The sequence below is a fragment of the Thioalkalivibrio sp. genome (assembly GCF_041685615.1).
In the GTDB taxonomy this organism is placed as follows: domain Bacteria; phylum Pseudomonadota; class Gammaproteobacteria; order Ectothiorhodospirales; family Ectothiorhodospiraceae; genus Thioalkalivibrio.
Genome location: NZ_JAWLFK010000004.1, coordinates 57,787 through 72,589, shown reverse-complemented (window position 1 = coordinate 72,589; position 14,803 = coordinate 57,787). Strand labels below are relative to the sequence as shown.

Sequence of the window (14,803 nt, the reverse complement as noted above, 5' to 3'; positions counted from 1 at the left end):
ATCCGCATGCGCATGCCGCTGGTCGCCGGAAACTGGAAGATGAACGGTTCGCGGGACGCGAATCGCGCGCTCCTGTCCGCCCTGAAGGGCAGCCTGGGCGACATCCGGAGCGTGGACGTGGCGGTGTGCCCGCCCGCGGTTTACCTCGCCGAGATTGCCAGCGAGCTCTCCGGCAGCCCCATCGCGGTGGGCGCCCAGGACTGCTCGGATCAGGAAAAGGGTGCCTACACCGGCGAACTCGCCGGCTCCATGCTGGCCGAGGTCGGGTGCCGCTACGTGATCGTCGGCCACTCCGAACGCCGCGAACGCGAGCAGGAGGACAGCACCTGGGTGGCCGCCAAGTTCGTCGCGGCGCAGGCCGCCGGGCTGACGCCGATCCTGTGTGTCGGCGAGCAGAAGGCCGATCGCGAAGGCGGCCGCACCGAGACCGTGGTGTCCGAGCAGCTGGACGCGGTGTTGGACGCGGCCGGTGTCGAGGCATTCGAACGCGCGGTCATCGCCTATGAGCCCGTCTGGGCCATCGGCACCGGCCTGACCGCGACGCCGGAGCAGGCTCAGGAAGTGCACGCTTTCATCCGCAATCGGGTTGCCGGTCGCGACCCGCGTATTGCCGCGGACCTGCGTATCCTGTACGGCGGCAGCATGAAGGCCGACAACGCGGCCGGCCTGCTGGCACTGGAGGACATCGACGGTGGCCTGATCGGAGGAGCCTCGCTCGACGCGGACGCATTCACCGCCATCGCCCGCGCCGCGGGCGAGCGAGCCACAGCATGATTTACGGCCTGCTCCTGGTCGTCCAGATCGCGGCCTCGATCGGTCTGATCGCGTTGATCCTGATGCAGCACGGGAAGGGCGCTGACGCTGGCGCTGCCTTCGGTAGCGGGGCCTCGGCGACGGTGTTCGGGGCGGCTGGATCGGCCAACTTCCTGAGCCGCTCGACCGCCGTGCTGGCTGTGGTGTTCTTCCTGAACAGTCTGACGCTGGCCTATCTCGCCGCGTCCAGCCCCGAGGCCGAGAGCCTGCTGGACCAGATGGAGGCCACGGAAGAGGAAGGCGATGGTCCGCCGGACCTTCCGAGCGAAGTGAACCCGGGTGACGAACCCGCCGGAGATACCCCGGAACCGGGCCGGCCGGCCGACGTTCCCGACTGACATGGAGCCCTTGTAGCAATTGGCAGATGTGGTGGAATTGGTAGACACGCTATCTTGAGGGGGTAGTGGCGCAAGCCGTGTGGGTTCGAGTCCCACCATCTGCACCAAATTTGGGTTGGCCCGGGTTCTGAACGTGTGTTGGGTCCCGGGCTAAATAACAATAAAAACAGTGACTTACAAAATAGCGAATACTTGACACTGTTTTTGGGCATCACCTAGACTCCGTGCCCGGTGTGCGGCCCTGTCTCGCCCCTGCGAGACCGACCCGTACCCGCGCTTTCAACCAGCAACGCTGAACGGCTCGCCGGCGCGCCCGATCCACGCGACGCCTCGCGAACCTGCCCGCCCGAGGCGGCGTACGGGAGAGAGAAATGCTGGAAGGTTATCTACCCATCCTGCTGTTCATCGCAGTAGGGATCGTGATCGGCATTGTGCCGTTGATCGTCGGTATGGCGGTCGGGCCCAACAAGCCCGATGCGGCGAAGAACTCGCCGTACGAGTGTGGTTTCGAGGCCTTCGAGGATTCGCGGCTGAAGTTCGATGTCCGTTTCTACCTCGTCGCGATCCTGTTCATCATCTTTGATCTCGAGATCGCGTTTCTCTTCCCGTGGGCCGTGTCGCTAGACACCATTGGCCTGTTCGGGCTTCTTGCGATGGCCCTGTTTCTTGTCATTCTGGTCGTCGGTTTCATCTACGAGTGGAAGAAGGGGGCGCTGGAATGGGAATAGAAGGCGTTCTGGAGAAGGGCTTCGTTACGACCTCGGCGGACAAGCTCATCAACTGGGCCCGCACCGGGTCGCTCTGGCCGATGACCTTCGGTCTGGCCTGTTGCGCGGTGGAGATGATGCATGCCGGTGCGGCACGTTATGACCTCGACCGCTTTGGAATTATCTTCCGGCCGAGTCCCCGTCAGTCGGACGTGATGATCGTGGCCGGTACGCTGGTCAACAAGATGGCCCCGGCCCTGCGCAAGGTCTACGACCAGATGCCCGAGCCGCGCTGGGTGATCTCCATGGGGTCCTGCGCCAACGGTGGCGGGTACTACCACTATTCCTACGCCGTGGTGCGCGGCTGCGACCGCATCGTGCCGGTGGATGTCTACGTGCCGGGCTGCCCGCCAACGGCGGAGGCACTGCTCTACGGCATCATCCAGCTGCAGAACAAGATTCGGCGCACGAACACCATCGCGCGCTGACGCACCCGGGGTTTCAGATGGTTGAACAAGACAACTGGATCGACGTCCTGCGGGCGGAACTGGGCGATGCCCTGGAGAGCCTGCACGAGGCGAACGACGAGATCACCGTCGATATCGCACCTGATTCCTGGCGCGCGGCGGGCGAGAAGCTCCGCGATTCCCTGGGCTTCGAGATCCTGATCGACCTGTGCGGGGTGGATTACCTCGAATACGGTCAGGACGAATGGGGCACGGACTCGGCCACCAATACCGGGTTCTCGCGCGGCGTGGAGGCGGCGACCTCCGGGCGCTTCACCTTCGACGACGCACCGGAAGATTCCAACTGGGACGGTCCGCGCTTCACCGTGGTGGCCCACCTGCTGTCGGTGGAACACAACCGTCGCGTGCGCATGCGCGCCTGGCTGGATGACGAGGAATTTCCCGAGGTCGAGTCGCTGGTCGAGGTCTGGGCTTCGGCCAACTGGTTCGAGCGCGAGGCCTTCGATCTGTTCGGCATCCTGTTCTCCGGCCACCCGGACCTGCGCCGCATCCTTACGGACTACGGCTTCGTTGGACATCCGTTCCGCAAGGATTTCCCGTTGATCGGGCATGTCGAGATGCGCTACGACGCCGAGCAGGCGCGCGTGGTGTACCAGCCGGTGACCATCGAGCCACGCGTCCTGGTGCCCAAGGTGATCCGCGACGACCATCGCTACAGCGAGGGCGAGAAGCCGGGCGAAGGAGCCGAGAATGCCTGAGATTCGCAACTTCACCCTGAACTTCGGGCCACAGCATCCGTCGGCCCACGGCGTGCTGCGCCTGGTGCTGGAGATGGACGGCGAGGTCGTGCAGCGCGCCGACCCGCACATCGGGTTGCTGCACCGCGGTACGGAGAAGCTGGCCGAGAGCAAGCCGTACAACCAGTCGATTGGCTACATGGACCGCCTCGACTACGTGTCCATGATGGCCAACGAGCATGGCTACGTGCTGGCCATGGAGAAGCTGCTGGGCATCGAGGCCCCGCTGCGGGCGCAGTATATCCGGGTGATGTTCGACGAGATCACCCGCATCCTGAACCACCTGATGTGGCTGGGTGCCCACGCGCTGGATATCGGCGCAATGGCGGTGTTCCTGTACGCCTTCCGCGAGCGCGAGGATCTGATGGACTGCTACGAGGCGGTCTCGGGTGCGCGCATGCACGCGACCTACTACCGTCCGGGCGGCGTCGCGCGGGACCTGCCCGGCACGATGCCGAAGTACCAGCCCTCCGCCTGGAAGTCCCAGGACGTGGTGGACGACCTGAACAAGATCCGCCAAGGTTCGCTGCTGGACTTCATCGAGGCCTTTACCGAGCGCTTCCCGGGCTGCGTGGACGAATACGAGACCCTGCTGACCGACAACCGCATCTGGAAGCAGCGCACGGTGGGGATCGGCGTGGTGGATCCGGATCGCGCGAAGCAGCTGGGCTTTACCGGCCCGATGCTGCGCGGCTCGGGCATCGAGTGGGATCTGCGCAAGAAGCAGCCCTACGAGGTCTACGACCGGCTCGACTTCGATATCCCGGTGGGTGCCAACGGTGACTGCTACGACCGCTACCTGGTGCGCATCGAGGAGATGCGCCAGTCCAACCGGATTATTCGCCAGTGCGTGGACTGGCTGCGCCAGAACTCCGGCCCGGTGCTGCTGGACGATCACAAGATCACCCCGCCGAAGCGCGAGGAGATGAAGGCCGACATGGAGGCCCTGATCCATCACTTCAAGCTTTTCACCGAGGGTATGTGCCTGCCGGAAGGCGAGGCCTATGCGGCGGTGGAGCACCCGAAGGGCGAGTTCGGGGTCTATCTCGTCTCGGACGGGTCCAACAAGCCCTACCGTCTCAAGGTCCGTCCGCCGGGTTTCGTGCACCTGTCCGCGCTGGACGAGATGGCGCGCGGCCACATGCTGGCCGACGTGGTCGCCATCATCGGGACCCAGGACATCGTTTTCGGGGAGATCGACCGCTGATGGCTGCCGAACAGAAAACCGTTGCCTTCCACAAGCCGGCCGGCAAGAAGGTCGAGCTGAGCGATCACGAGCGCGAAGAGATCGACGCCTGGCTGGCGCGCTATCCGGACGACCAGAAGCGCTCGGCCGTGCTGGGCGCCCTGCGTGCGGTGCAGCACGAGGACGGCTATCTCTCCACGGCCAAGATGGACGCCGTGGCCGAATACCTCGATCTGCCGGCCATCGCGGTCTACGAAGTCGGCTCGTTCTATTCGATGTACGAGCTCGAGCCGGTGGGCAAACACACCATCATGGTGTGCAACAACATATCGTGCATGCTGCGCGGCGCGGAGCCCATCATCGAGCACATCGAAAACCGCCTGGGCATCAAGCGCGGCGAGAGCACCCCCGACGGCAAGTTCTACCTGAAGCTGGAAGAGGAGTGCCTGGCGGCCTGCTGCGGCGCCCCGATGATGCAGGTGGACCACAAGTACTACGAGAATCTCACGCCCGAAAAGGTCGACGAGATCCTCGACGGTCTGGAGAAGTAGCATGGCCAACCAGATCTGCTTTGCCACGCGTTACCTGGAAGATCCCGCCTCGCTCGAGACGTACAAGAGCGTGGGTGGCTACCAGGCGCTGGAGAAGGTGTACAAGGGCAAGATGGCCCCCGAGGACGTGATCGAGGAGGTGAAGACCTCCAACCTCCGCGGCCGCGGCGGCGCCGGGTTCCCGACCGGGCTCAAGTGGTCGTTCATGCCACGCAATACCCCCGGACAGAAATACATCGTGTGCAACTCGGACGAATCCGAACCCGGCACCTGCAAGGATCGCGAGATCCTGATGTACAACCCGCACGCCCTGATCGAGGGGATGGCTATCGCGGGCTACGCAATCGGCGCGACGGTGGGCTACAACTACATGCGCGGCGAGTTCATGGACGAGGTGAACACCCGCTTTACAACCGCCCTGCAAGAGGCCTATGACGCCGGCTATCTCGGGCAGGACATCTTTGGCTCCGGAGTGGACTTTGATCTCCACCCGTCCCTGGGGGCGGGCGCCTACATCTGTGGCGAGGAGACGGCGCTGCTCGAGTCGCTGGAGGGCAAGAAGGGCCAGCCGCGATTCAAGCCGCCGTTCCCGGCGAACTACGGCCTGTACGGCAAGCCGACCACGATCAACAACACCGAATCGCTGGCTTCGATCCCGTCCATCATCCGTAACGGCGGTCAGTGGTTCGCGGATCTGGGCGTACCCAAATCCGGCGGTGAAAAGCTGTTTTCCGTGTCCGGCCATGTGAACAAGCCGGGCAACTACGAGATCCCGCTGGGCACCCCGTTCAAGGACCTGCTCGAAATGGCCGGCGGCGTGCTGAACGGGCGCAAGTTGAAGGCCGTGATTCCGGGCGGTTCGTCGGTGCCGGTGGTGCCGGGCGACGTGATGCTGCAGGCCAACATGGACTTCGACTCCATCGCCCAAGCCGGGTCCATGCTGGGTTCCGGCGCGGTGATCGTAATGGACGAGACCGCCGACATGGTGAAGGCCCTGCAGCGGATCTCGCGTTTCTATTTCTCCGAGTCCTGCGGCCAGTGCACGCCCTGCCGCGAGGGGACCGGCTGGCTCTACCGGATGCTGTGCCGCATCGTCGAGGGCCAGGGGCGTCCCGAGGACCTGGAACGCCTGGACGACGTGGCGAGCAAGATCGAGGGGCACACCATCTGTGCCCTGGGCGACGCCGCCGCCATGCCGGTGCGCAGCTTCGTCAAGCACTTCCGCCACGAATTCGAACATTACATCCAGCACGGCCGGAGCCCGGTGGCAGACGCCGCCTGACGCTCTACCGCGCCATCGCATCAGGAATCGAGCATGAGTCAGGATCAGAAACAGGATCTGGTCAGCATCGAGATTGACGGCCGTACGGTGGAGGCGCCCAAGGGTGCCATGCTCATCGACGTTGCCGATGATGCCGATATCCGCATCCCGCGCTTCTGCTACCACAAGAAGCTGTCGGTGGCGGCGAATTGCCGTATGTGTCTGGTCGAGGTGGAGAAGGCGCCGAAGCCGCTGCCGGCCTGCGCCACGCCGGTGATGGACGGCATGAAGGTCTACACCCAGTCCCCGCTGGCGCTGCGCGCGCAGAAGGGAACCATGGAGTTCCTGCTGATCAACCACCCGCTGGACTGCCCGATCTGCGACCAGGGTGGCGAATGCGAGTTGCAGGACGTGGCCATGGGTTACGGCGAGAGCGTTTCCACCTACACGGAAGCCAAGCGCGTGGTGAAAGACAAGGACATCGGGCCGCTGATCGAGACCGAGATGACCCGGTGCATCCATTGCACCCGCTGCGTCCGCTTTGGCGAAGAGATTGCCGGGGTGCGCGAGCTGGGCGCAACCGGCCGCGGCGAGCACATGCGCATCGGCACCTACGTCGAGAAGACCGTGGCGCACGAGTTGTCGGGCAACGTAATCGACCTGTGCCCGGTGGGCGCACTGACCGCCAAGCCGTCGCGCTATGGCGCGCGGGCCTGGGAATATGCCCAGGCCGCCACCATCGCCCCGCACGATGCCGTGGGTTCGAACCTGTTCCTGCATACCGACGAAGGCCGCGCGATGCGCGTTGTCCCGCGCGAGAACGAGGCCGTCAACGAGACCTGGATCTCCGACCGCGACCGCTTCAGCTACACCGGCCTGTATGCCGAGGACCGCCTGACCCGCCCGCGGATCAAGGTTGACGGGCAGTGGCAGGAGGTCTCCTGGGAGACGGCGCTGAGCTATGCCGTCGAGGGCCTGAAAGAGGTCGCTCCGGAGCGAGTGGGGGCCCTGCTGTCGCCCGGGCTGTCGCTTGAGGAACACTACCTGGCGCAGAAGGCCCTGCGGGGCATGGGCGTGACCGACATCGACCACCGCGTGAACCAGCGCGATTTCCGCGACGAGGCGGCCGCGCCGCTGTTCCCCTACCTGGGTGCCGCGATCGGCGATCTGGAAAACGCGGATGCCGTGCTGCTGGTCGGCAGTAACCCGCGCCGCGAGCAGCCACTGATCGCCCATCGCCTGCGCAAGGCCGCCTCGCGCGGGGCCCAGGTCAGCCTGATCAACGACATGCTGCTGGAGCTGACCTATCCGGTACAGGCGCAGCTGGTTGGTAACGCGCAGGACCAGGTCCTGGCGCTGGCAGGGATTGCCGGGCAGGTCGCAGCGGCCGGCAAGGCGCTACCGAAGAAACTGGAAAAGATTGTCAAAGCGGCCGAGACAGACGACGCCGCCACCCGCGAGGCCTTCGAGCGTGCGGCGCGGGCGCTGCTGGACGGCAAGCAGGGCCATGTGCTGCTGGGGGCCGCCGCCATCAACGGGCCGACCTTTGCCACCCTGCGTGCCCTGGCGGGCTGGATCGCCAAGCATACCGGCGCGAGCCTGGGCTACCTGCCGCCGGGCGGGAATGCCGCCGGTGCCTGGCTGGCCGGCACCCTCCCGCATCGCGGCCCGGGTGGTGCAGGACTGGACACCTTGGGCGCGAATGCCGCCGAGATGATCGAGCAGGGTCGCGATGCCTTCGTGATCGCCGGTCTCGAACCGGGGCGGGATGGCGCCGATCCGGTGGCCTTCCGCGCGGCACTGGAGCGGGCCGGTCTGGTGGTCGCGCTGACCAGCTTCGTGAATGCCGAGATGGAGGCCGTGGCCGACGTGCTGCTGCCCGTGACCACGAGCTTCGAGCATTCCGGAACCTTCGTAAACGCCGAGGGCCGCTGGCAGAGCTTCCGGGCCGCCTCGCGGGCACCGGATGAGGCCCGACCGGGCTGGAAGGTCTGGCGCGTGCTCGGCAACCTGCTCGATCAGCGGGGCTTCGACTACCTGGATTCGCCTGCGGTGCGGGACGAACTGAAGGGCCAGTTGGCGGATGCCAGCTTCGATACCAGCGTCAACCTTAACAAGGTGCATGTGGAACTGCCCGAGGCCAGCGCCGGTGACGGCCTGCATCGCGTGCAGGCGGCGGCCCTCTACAGTGGCGATCCGCTGCTGCGCCGCGCCGAGCCCCTGCAGGCCAGCCCCGAGGGGCTGCTCGCCGAGAGCGTGCTGGTGCATCCCGATTCGGCCGGCGGGCATGCCCACGGCAGTCGCGTGCGGCTGCGCCAGGGCAAGGGCGAGACGGAGCTGACCCTGCTGCTGGACGACTCGGTGCCGCCGGGGCTGGCCGTGACCTTCGCCGGTTCCGCGGCCATGGGGGCGCTTGGCCTGCCGAACACGACGGTCGCGCTGGCGCGGGCCTGAGGAACTTAAGACATGTTCGACTGGATGATGAACCTCTTCCACAGCCTGCCGACGGTCATGCAGATCCTGATCGGCATTCAGCTGATCGTGATCCCGCTGATGCTGGCCGTGGCCTACACCACCTTCGCCGAGCGCAAGGTCATCGGGTACGCCCACGTGCGTGTGGGCCCCAACCGGGTCGGGCCGAGGGGCTGGCTGCAGCCGATTGCGGACGCCCTGAAGCTGCTGACCAAGGAGGTCATCCTCCCGACCAATGCCAACCGCTTTCTCTTTCTCAGTGCCCCGGTGCTGACCATAGCCCCGGCCCTGGCGGCGTGGGCGGTGATTCCGTTCTTCGAGGGTGGGGCGCTAGCCAACGTGAACGCGGGCCTGCTGTACCTGCTCGCCCTGACCTCGCTGGGGGTGTACGGGATCATTATCGCGGGCTGGGCCTCGAACTCGAAGTACGCACTACTGGGCTCCCTGCGCTCGGCCGCGCAACTTGTGTCCTACGAGATCGCCATGGGCTTCGCCCTGGTCGGCGTGCTGATGGCCGCCGGCACCCTGAACGTGGGCGGCATCATCGAGGCACAGTCGGGGAGCATGTACCATTGGTTCCTGCTGCCGCTGCTGCCGATGTTCTTCGTGTACTTTATCTCCGGGATCGCGGAGACGAACCGCGCTCCCTTCGACGTCGCGGAGGGCGAGTCCGAGATCGTGGCCGGGTTCCACGTGGAATACTCCGGCATGGCGTTCGCGGTGTTCTTCCTCGCGGAATACGCCAACATGATCCTGATCTCGGCACTGACCGCGATCCTGTTCCTGGGGGGCTGGCTGTCACCGTTTCAGGGCATCCTGCCGGCCGTTGTGTTCGACTGGCCGGTGATCGGGTCACTTCTGGGTCATGGGGTTCACTGGTTCCTGTTCAAGACGGCGGTGTTCCTGTTCGCCTTCCTGTGGTTCCGCGCCACCTTCCCGCGCTATCGCTACGACCAGATCATGCGCCTGGGATGGAAGGTCCTGATCCCGGTGACCATCGTCTGGTTGTTCGTCGAGGGTGGGCTGGTCGCGTTCAACGTTGGCCCGTGGTTCGCCTGAGGAGTTCGTGATGAAAGCCGTGCGTCGTTTCTTCAAGAGTTTCCTGTTCTTCGAACTGCTGCTGGGGCTGCGCCTGACCGGGCGCTACCTGTTGAGTCGCAAGTTTACCGTGCAGTACCCGGACGAGAAGACGCCGATGTCGCCACGCTTCCGCGGGCTGCACGCCCTGCGCCGCTATCCGAATGGCGAGGAGCGCTGCATTGCCTGCAAGCTCTGCGAGGCGGTGTGTCCGGCGTTGGCGATCACCATCGACTCCGAGGAGCGCGACGACGGCACGCGCCGGACGACGCGTTACGACATCGACCTGTTCAAGTGCATCTTCTGCGGCTTCTGCGAGGAGGCCTGTCCGGTGGATTCCATCGTCGAGACGCACCTGTTCGAGTACCACTTCGAGAACCGGGGCGAGCAGATCATGACCAAGGACAAGCTCCTGGCCATTGGTGACCGCTTCGAGAAAGAGATCGCGCAGGCCCGCGCGGTCGACGCCCCCTACCGGTAACGCAGGGAACGCCTCATGACCTTCGAGCTCGTCCTTTTCTACCTGTTCGGTGCGCTCCTCCTGGGGGGCGCGCTGGCGATGATCAGCGTGCGCAACCCGGTGCATGCGGCGCTGTTCCTGGTGCTGTGTTTCGTGTCCGCCGCCGCGCTGTGGCTGCTGGCAGAGGCCGAGTTCCTCGGCATCGTACTGGTGCTGGTGTATGTCGGGGCGGTGATGGTGCTGTTCCTGTTCGTGGTGATGATGCTGGACATCAATCTCGCCAAGCTCCGAGAGGGCTTCACCGAGTACCTCCCGGTGGGCATCGTGGTTGCACTGGCCATGGCCAGCGTGCTGGTGCTGGTGATTACTCGCTACATCACCATGGACGTTCCCGAACGCGCCGGTCCCGAATACGCCAACACCGACGCGCTGGGCGCGATCCTGTACACCGAATACGTGTTTCCGTTCGAGATCGCCGCGGTGATCCTGCTGGTCGCAATCATTGCCGCGATCTCGCTCACCATGCGCAAGCGCCCCGATAACAAGTCCATCGACCCCGGCAAGCAGATGGCGGTCTCCCGCGAGGGCCGGGTGCGCATGGTCGTCATGCCGTCGGAAAAGAAGAAGGCTCCGCGCCGCAGGCCGCAGGGGTCCGGGGCGAACACGCCGGACGGCGACGAAGAAGCGAAGTAGGCAAAGCGAGTACACAGGCATCCCGGCCGCGCGCCGGGACCCGGACACGGGGGGCGGTCGCCGTCCCCCAAAGAACTCAGGGCTAGAACATGATTACGCTAGAGCACTACCTGGTGCTGGCCGCGCTTTTGTTTTCCATCAGCGTGGCCGGGATCTTCCTGAACCGGAAAAACGTGATCGTGCTGTTGATGTGCATCGAGCTGATGATGCTCGCGGTCAACATCAACTTCATTGCCTTCTCGTTCTTCCTGCAGGACCTCGCGGGCCAGGTGTTCGTGTTCTTCATCCTGACTGTCGCCGCGGCCGAGGCCGCCATCGGCCTCGCCATCCTGGTGTTGCTGTTCCGTAACCGCGGAACCATCAACGTTCAGGACATGGACGCAATGAAGGGATAACCGGTCATGGATACGATTTATCTGCTTATCGTCCTGGCGCCACTGTTCGGCGCGATTGCCGCCGGCCTGTTCGGCCGCCAGATCGGACGGACCGGGGCGCACACCGTCACCATTCTGGGGGTGGCGCTATCGTTCATCCTGTCGGCGGTGGTGTTCTGGGCCCATGTCTTCGGTGATGCCGGGATCTACAACGAGACGATCTACACCTGGATGATCTCCGACGGGATCCGGTTCGAGGTCGGCTTCCTGGTGGACAACCTGACCGCGATGATGATGCTCGTGGTCACCTTCGTGTCGCTGATGGTGCACATCTACACCATCGGCTACATGCAGGACGATCCGGGCTACCAGCGCTTCTTTGCGTACATCTCGCTGTTTACCTTCTCCATGCTCATGCTGGTGATGGCGAACAACTTCATGCAGCTGTTCTTCGGCTGGGAGGCCGTGGGCCTCGTTTCCTACCTGCTGATCGGCTTCTGGTACAAGCGTCCAACCGCGACCTACGCCAACATGAAGGCGTTCATCGTGAACCGCGTCGGCGATTTCGGTTTCCTGATCGGGATCGCCGCGCTGGTCTTTTATACCGGCAGCCTCAGCTACACGGAGGTATTCGCCGCAGGGCAGTCGATGAGCGAGGCGACCATCACCATCTGGCCGGGCTGGACCTTCGGCCTGCTGGATCTGGCGCTGATCTTCCTGTTCATCGGTGCGATGGGGAAATCCGCCCAGGTGCCGTTGCACGTGTGGCTGCCGGACTCCATGGAGGGTCCGACGCCGATCTCTGCGCTGATCCACGCGGCGACCATGGTGACCGCGGGCATCTTCATGGTGGCGCGTATGTCACCGCTGTACGAGTTCTCGGTGGCGGCGCTGTCGTTCATCCTGATTATTGGCGCGATCACCGCGTTCTTCATGGGCCTGATCGGCCTGGTGCAGAACGACATCAAGCGCGTGGTCGCGTACTCCACGCTGTCCCAGCTGGGTTACATGACGGTCGCACTGGGGGCCTCGGCCTACGCCGCCGGCCTGTTCCACCTGATGACGCACGCGTTCTTTAAGGCGTTGCTGTTCCTCGCCGCGGGCTCGGTGATCATCGCGATGCACCACCTGCAGGACATGCGCGCGATGGGTGGCCTGCGCCGGCACATGCCGATCACCTACGTGACCGCCCTGATCGGCTCGCTGGCGTTGATCGGCTTCCCGTTCTTCTCCGGGTTCTTCTCCAAGGACGCGATCATCGAGGCCGTGGGCTACTCCGAGATTCCGGGGGCGACGTTTGCCTACATCCTGGTCCTGGCAGGAGTGTTCGTCACAGCGCTGTATACCTTCCGCATGTTCTTCATGGTGTTCCACGGCGAGGAGCGCTATGACCAGGCGCACAAGTACATGCCCGACCATGGTGACGACCACGACGAGGAGCACGGGGATGAGCACCACGCGCCGCTGCAGCCTAAGGAGTCGCCGTGGGTGGTGACCGTACCGCTGATCCTGCTGGCAATCCCGTCAGTAGTGGCCGGCTACTTCATCGGCCCGATGCTGTTCGGCGATTTCTTCGCCGACAGCCTGTTCGTGCTGCCGGAACAGGATGTGCTGGAGACCAAGGGCGAGTCCTACCACGGGGTGATCGGCTTCGTGCTGCACGGCCTGGTGCTGCCGGCCTTCTGGCTGGCGATGGCCGGCCTGGCCACCGCCTGGTACCTGTACATGAAACGCCCGGAATTGCCCGCGGTGATCGCCCGGCGCCTGAAGCTGGGCGTGCGCATCCTTGAGGACAAGTACGGCTTCGACCGCTTCAACGACTGGTTCTTCGCCGGCGGCACCGTTCGTCTGGGCCGTGTGCTGTGGCGCTACGGTGACGCGCTGATTATCGACGGGCTGCTGGTCAATGGCACCGCGCGCTCGATTGGCTGGATCTCGTCGCGCATCCGCCACATGCAGTCCGGCTTCCTCTACCACTACGCGTTCGTGATGATCATCGGCCTGCTGGTCCTGATGTTCGCCTTCGTGATCTGAGCGGCTTCGATACCCATGCGCTCGAAGCCCATCGCTGTTTCAAGGAACGACCATGTTTGCTGACTGGCCTGTCTTGAGTCTGTTGATCTGGCTGCCGATTCTCGGCGGCTTTCTGGTGCTTGTCGCCGGGCGCGATGCGCCCCATGTGGCGCGGCGGCTCGGGCTCGCGGTGGCCGTGGGGACCTTTGTGGCCAGTCTGCCGCTGTGGTTCATGTTCGAGCGCGGCACCGCCGAGATGCAGTTCCAGGAACTCGCCTCCTGGATCCCGGCGTTCAATGTGAACTACCACCTGGGCGTGGACGGCATCTCCATGCCGCTGATCCTGTTGACCACGCTGATCACCGTGGTTGTGGTGATCGCCGCCTGGGAATCGGTGAAGGACCGCATCGCCTACTACATGGCCGCGATGCTGGTGATGGAAGGCCTGATGATCGGCATGTTCGCGTCGATGGACGCGGTGCTTTTCTACGTGTTCTTCGAGGCCATGCTGATCCCGATGTTCCTTGTGATCGGGATCTGGGGTGGGCCGCGCCGTGTTTACGCGACCCTCAAGTTCTTCCTTTACACCTTCCTGGGCTCGGTATTCATGCTGGTGGCGCTGATCTGGATGTATATCCAGTCCGGCAGTTTCCTGATCCAGGACTTCCACGCCCTGCCGATTGGCCTGACCGCGCAGATCCTGATCTTCCTTGCGTTCTTCATGGCGTTCGCGGTGAAGATTCCGATGTTCCCGGTGCATACCTGGCTGCCGGATGCGCACGTGGAGGCGCCCACCGGCGGCTCGGTGATCCTGGCCGCGATCATGCTGAAGATCGGCGGCTACGGCTTCCTGCGCTTCTCCCTGCCGATCACCCCGGATGCCAGCGCCGTGCTGGACACGATGATGATCGTGCTGTCGCTGATCGCGATCGTCTACATCGGACTGGTCGCACTGATCCAGAGCGACATGAAGAAGCTGATCGCCTACTCTTCGATCGCCCACATGGGCTTCGTGACGCTGGGCTTCTTCCTCGCGTTCTACATCTACTCCAACACCGGTGACTGGGAAGGCGCCTCGCTCGGAATCGCCGGTGGCATGGTGCAGATGATCTCGCACGGGTTCATCTCGGCGGCGATGTTCCTCGCGGTGGGTGTGCTCTACGACCGTCTGCACAGTCGCCAGATCGCCGACTATGGTGGCGTAGTAAACACCATGCCGTGGTTCGCGGCGTTCTTCGTGCTGTTCGCGATGGCGAACACCGGTCTACCGGGCACATCCGGATTCGTCGGCGAGTTCATGGTTATCCTGGCCGCGTTCCGGGCGGACTTCTGGATCGCCTTCCTGGCCGCGACCACCCTGATCCTGGCCGCCGGCTATACCCTTTGGCTGGTCAAGCGGGTGATCTTCGGCGCGGTGGCCAATGACAACGTAGCGGGCCTGTCCGACATGAATCGCCGCGAGTTCTTCCTGATGGGCGTGCTGGCCTTCTTCACGCTGCTGCTGGGCGTGTGGCCGGCCCCGCTGCTGGATGTGATGAACGCGACCATCGACCACCTCGTGGCGCATATCGCGCAGTCGAAGCTCTGAAGGGAC

15 protein-coding genes and 1 tRNA gene are annotated in these 14,803 nt (G+C 64.3%); all 16 read left to right on the top strand.

Going from position 1 to position 14,803, the window contains the following annotated elements; genetic code table 11:
- The first annotated feature begins 6 nt into the window (after window positions 1-6).
- The 16 genes from tpiA (at window position 7) to ACESLR_RS01520 (ending at window position 14,797) form a co-directional block, all read left to right on the top strand.
- Window positions 7-774, top strand: a complete 768-nt coding sequence (gene tpiA / locus ACESLR_RS01595) for a triose-phosphate isomerase (RefSeq protein WP_373024021.1) — start codon at window positions 7-9, stop codon at window positions 772-774.
- Window positions 771-1,151, top strand: a complete 381-nt coding sequence (gene secG / locus ACESLR_RS01590) for a preprotein translocase subunit SecG (protein WP_373024022.1) — start codon at window positions 771-773, stop codon at window positions 1,149-1,151. The genes tpiA and secG overlap by 4 nt, the downstream gene beginning before the upstream one ends.
- A gap of 22 nt (window positions 1,152-1,173) precedes the next feature.
- Window positions 1,174-1,258, top strand: a tRNA-Leu gene (locus ACESLR_RS01585).
- 264 nt (window positions 1,259-1,522) lie between these two features.
- Window positions 1,523-1,879 carry an NADH-quinone oxidoreductase subunit A gene (locus ACESLR_RS01580; RefSeq protein ID WP_024326953.1) on the top strand — a complete coding sequence of 119 codons (357 nt, stop codon included), beginning with the start codon at window positions 1,523-1,525 and terminating at the stop codon, window positions 1,877-1,879.
- Complete coding sequence (locus ACESLR_RS01575; RefSeq protein WP_012982122.1) at window positions 1,870-2,346, top strand: NuoB/complex I 20 kDa subunit family protein; 477 nt, start codon at window positions 1,870-1,872, stop codon at window positions 2,344-2,346. The genes ACESLR_RS01580 and ACESLR_RS01575 overlap by 10 nt, the downstream gene beginning before the upstream one ends.
- A gap of 17 nt (window positions 2,347-2,363) precedes the next feature.
- The gene (locus ACESLR_RS01570; RefSeq protein WP_373024023.1) at window positions 2,364-3,083 is read left to right on the top strand and encodes an NADH-quinone oxidoreductase subunit C; all 720 of its coding nucleotides are present in this window, start codon (window positions 2,364-2,366) and stop codon (window positions 3,081-3,083) included.
- Window positions 3,076-4,329, top strand: a complete 1,254-nt coding sequence (locus tag ACESLR_RS01565) for an NADH-quinone oxidoreductase subunit D (protein ID WP_373024024.1) — start codon at window positions 3,076-3,078, stop codon at window positions 4,327-4,329. Before ACESLR_RS01570 ends, ACESLR_RS01565 begins: the two co-directional genes overlap by 8 nt.
- Window positions 4,329-4,859, top strand: a complete 531-nt coding sequence (gene nuoE, locus ACESLR_RS01560; protein ID WP_373024025.1) for an NADH-quinone oxidoreductase subunit NuoE — start codon at window positions 4,329-4,331, stop codon at window positions 4,857-4,859. The genes ACESLR_RS01565 and nuoE overlap by 1 nt, the downstream gene beginning before the upstream one ends.
- 1 nt (window position 4,860) lies before the next feature.
- The gene (gene nuoF / locus ACESLR_RS01555; protein ID WP_373024026.1) at window positions 4,861-6,141 is read left to right on the top strand and encodes an NADH-quinone oxidoreductase subunit NuoF; all 1,281 of its coding nucleotides are present in this window, start codon (window positions 4,861-4,863) and stop codon (window positions 6,139-6,141) included.
- 33 nt (window positions 6,142-6,174) lie between these two features.
- Window positions 6,175-8,574: an NADH-quinone oxidoreductase subunit NuoG gene (gene nuoG / locus ACESLR_RS01550; RefSeq protein ID WP_373024027.1), complete on the top strand. Its 2,400-nt coding sequence runs from the start codon at window positions 6,175-6,177 to the stop codon at window positions 8,572-8,574.
- A 12-nt stretch (window positions 8,575-8,586) separates the two neighbouring features.
- Complete coding sequence (gene nuoH, locus ACESLR_RS01545; RefSeq protein WP_373024028.1) at window positions 8,587-9,651, top strand: NADH-quinone oxidoreductase subunit NuoH; 1,065 nt, start codon at window positions 8,587-8,589, stop codon at window positions 9,649-9,651.
- A gap of 10 nt (window positions 9,652-9,661) precedes the next feature.
- On the top strand, window positions 9,662-10,150 hold the full coding sequence (gene nuoI, locus ACESLR_RS01540; RefSeq protein ID WP_018146229.1) for an NADH-quinone oxidoreductase subunit NuoI: 489 nt from the start codon (window positions 9,662-9,664) through the stop codon (window positions 10,148-10,150).
- 15 nt (window positions 10,151-10,165) lie between these two features.
- The gene (locus tag ACESLR_RS01535; RefSeq protein WP_373024029.1) at window positions 10,166-10,822 is read left to right on the top strand and encodes an NADH-quinone oxidoreductase subunit J; all 657 of its coding nucleotides are present in this window, start codon (window positions 10,166-10,168) and stop codon (window positions 10,820-10,822) included.
- 89 nt (window positions 10,823-10,911) lie between these two features.
- A complete protein-coding gene (gene nuoK, locus ACESLR_RS01530) occupies window positions 10,912-11,217 on the top strand; it encodes an NADH-quinone oxidoreductase subunit NuoK (RefSeq protein WP_018141813.1) in 306 nt (101 codons plus the stop codon).
- Between the two features lie 6 nt (window positions 11,218-11,223).
- Window positions 11,224-13,230, top strand: a complete 2,007-nt coding sequence (gene nuoL, locus ACESLR_RS01525; RefSeq protein ID WP_373024030.1) for an NADH-quinone oxidoreductase subunit L — start codon at window positions 11,224-11,226, stop codon at window positions 13,228-13,230.
- A 52-nt stretch (window positions 13,231-13,282) separates the two neighbouring features.
- Window positions 13,283-14,797, top strand: a complete 1,515-nt coding sequence (locus tag ACESLR_RS01520; protein WP_373024031.1) for an NADH-quinone oxidoreductase subunit M — start codon at window positions 13,283-13,285, stop codon at window positions 14,795-14,797.
- Window positions 14,798-14,803: the final 6 nt, after the last annotated feature.

Coding starts and splice junctions, on each gene's coding strand:
- nuoH (WP_373024028.1), top strand. CDS start 8,587: ATGTTCGACTGGATGATGAACCTCTTCCACAGCCTGCCGACGGTCATG.
- ACESLR_RS01580 (WP_024326953.1), top strand. CDS start 1,523: ATGCTGGAAGGTTATCTACCCATCCTGCTGTTCATCGCAGTAGGGATC.
- ACESLR_RS01565 (WP_373024024.1), top strand. CDS start 3,076: ATGCCTGAGATTCGCAACTTCACCCTGAACTTCGGGCCACAGCATCCG.
- nuoE (WP_373024025.1), top strand. CDS start 4,329: ATGGCTGCCGAACAGAAAACCGTTGCCTTCCACAAGCCGGCCGGCAAG.
- nuoI (WP_018146229.1), top strand. CDS start 9,662: ATGAAAGCCGTGCGTCGTTTCTTCAAGAGTTTCCTGTTCTTCGAACTG.
- nuoG (WP_373024027.1), top strand. CDS start 6,175: ATGAGTCAGGATCAGAAACAGGATCTGGTCAGCATCGAGATTGACGGC.
- ACESLR_RS01520 (WP_373024031.1), top strand. CDS start 13,283: ATGTTTGCTGACTGGCCTGTCTTGAGTCTGTTGATCTGGCTGCCGATT.
- secG (WP_373024022.1), top strand. CDS start 771: ATGATTTACGGCCTGCTCCTGGTCGTCCAGATCGCGGCCTCGATCGGT.
- nuoL (WP_373024030.1), top strand. CDS start 11,224: ATGGATACGATTTATCTGCTTATCGTCCTGGCGCCACTGTTCGGCGCG.
- tpiA (WP_373024021.1), top strand. CDS start 7: ATGCGCATGCCGCTGGTCGCCGGAAACTGGAAGATGAACGGTTCGCGG.
- nuoK (WP_018141813.1), top strand. CDS start 10,912: ATGATTACGCTAGAGCACTACCTGGTGCTGGCCGCGCTTTTGTTTTCC.
- ACESLR_RS01535 (WP_373024029.1), top strand. CDS start 10,166: ATGACCTTCGAGCTCGTCCTTTTCTACCTGTTCGGTGCGCTCCTCCTG.
- ACESLR_RS01570 (WP_373024023.1), top strand. CDS start 2,364: ATGGTTGAACAAGACAACTGGATCGACGTCCTGCGGGCGGAACTGGGC.
- nuoF (WP_373024026.1), top strand. CDS start 4,861: ATGGCCAACCAGATCTGCTTTGCCACGCGTTACCTGGAAGATCCCGCC.
- ACESLR_RS01575 (WP_012982122.1), top strand. CDS start 1,870: ATGGGAATAGAAGGCGTTCTGGAGAAGGGCTTCGTTACGACCTCGGCG.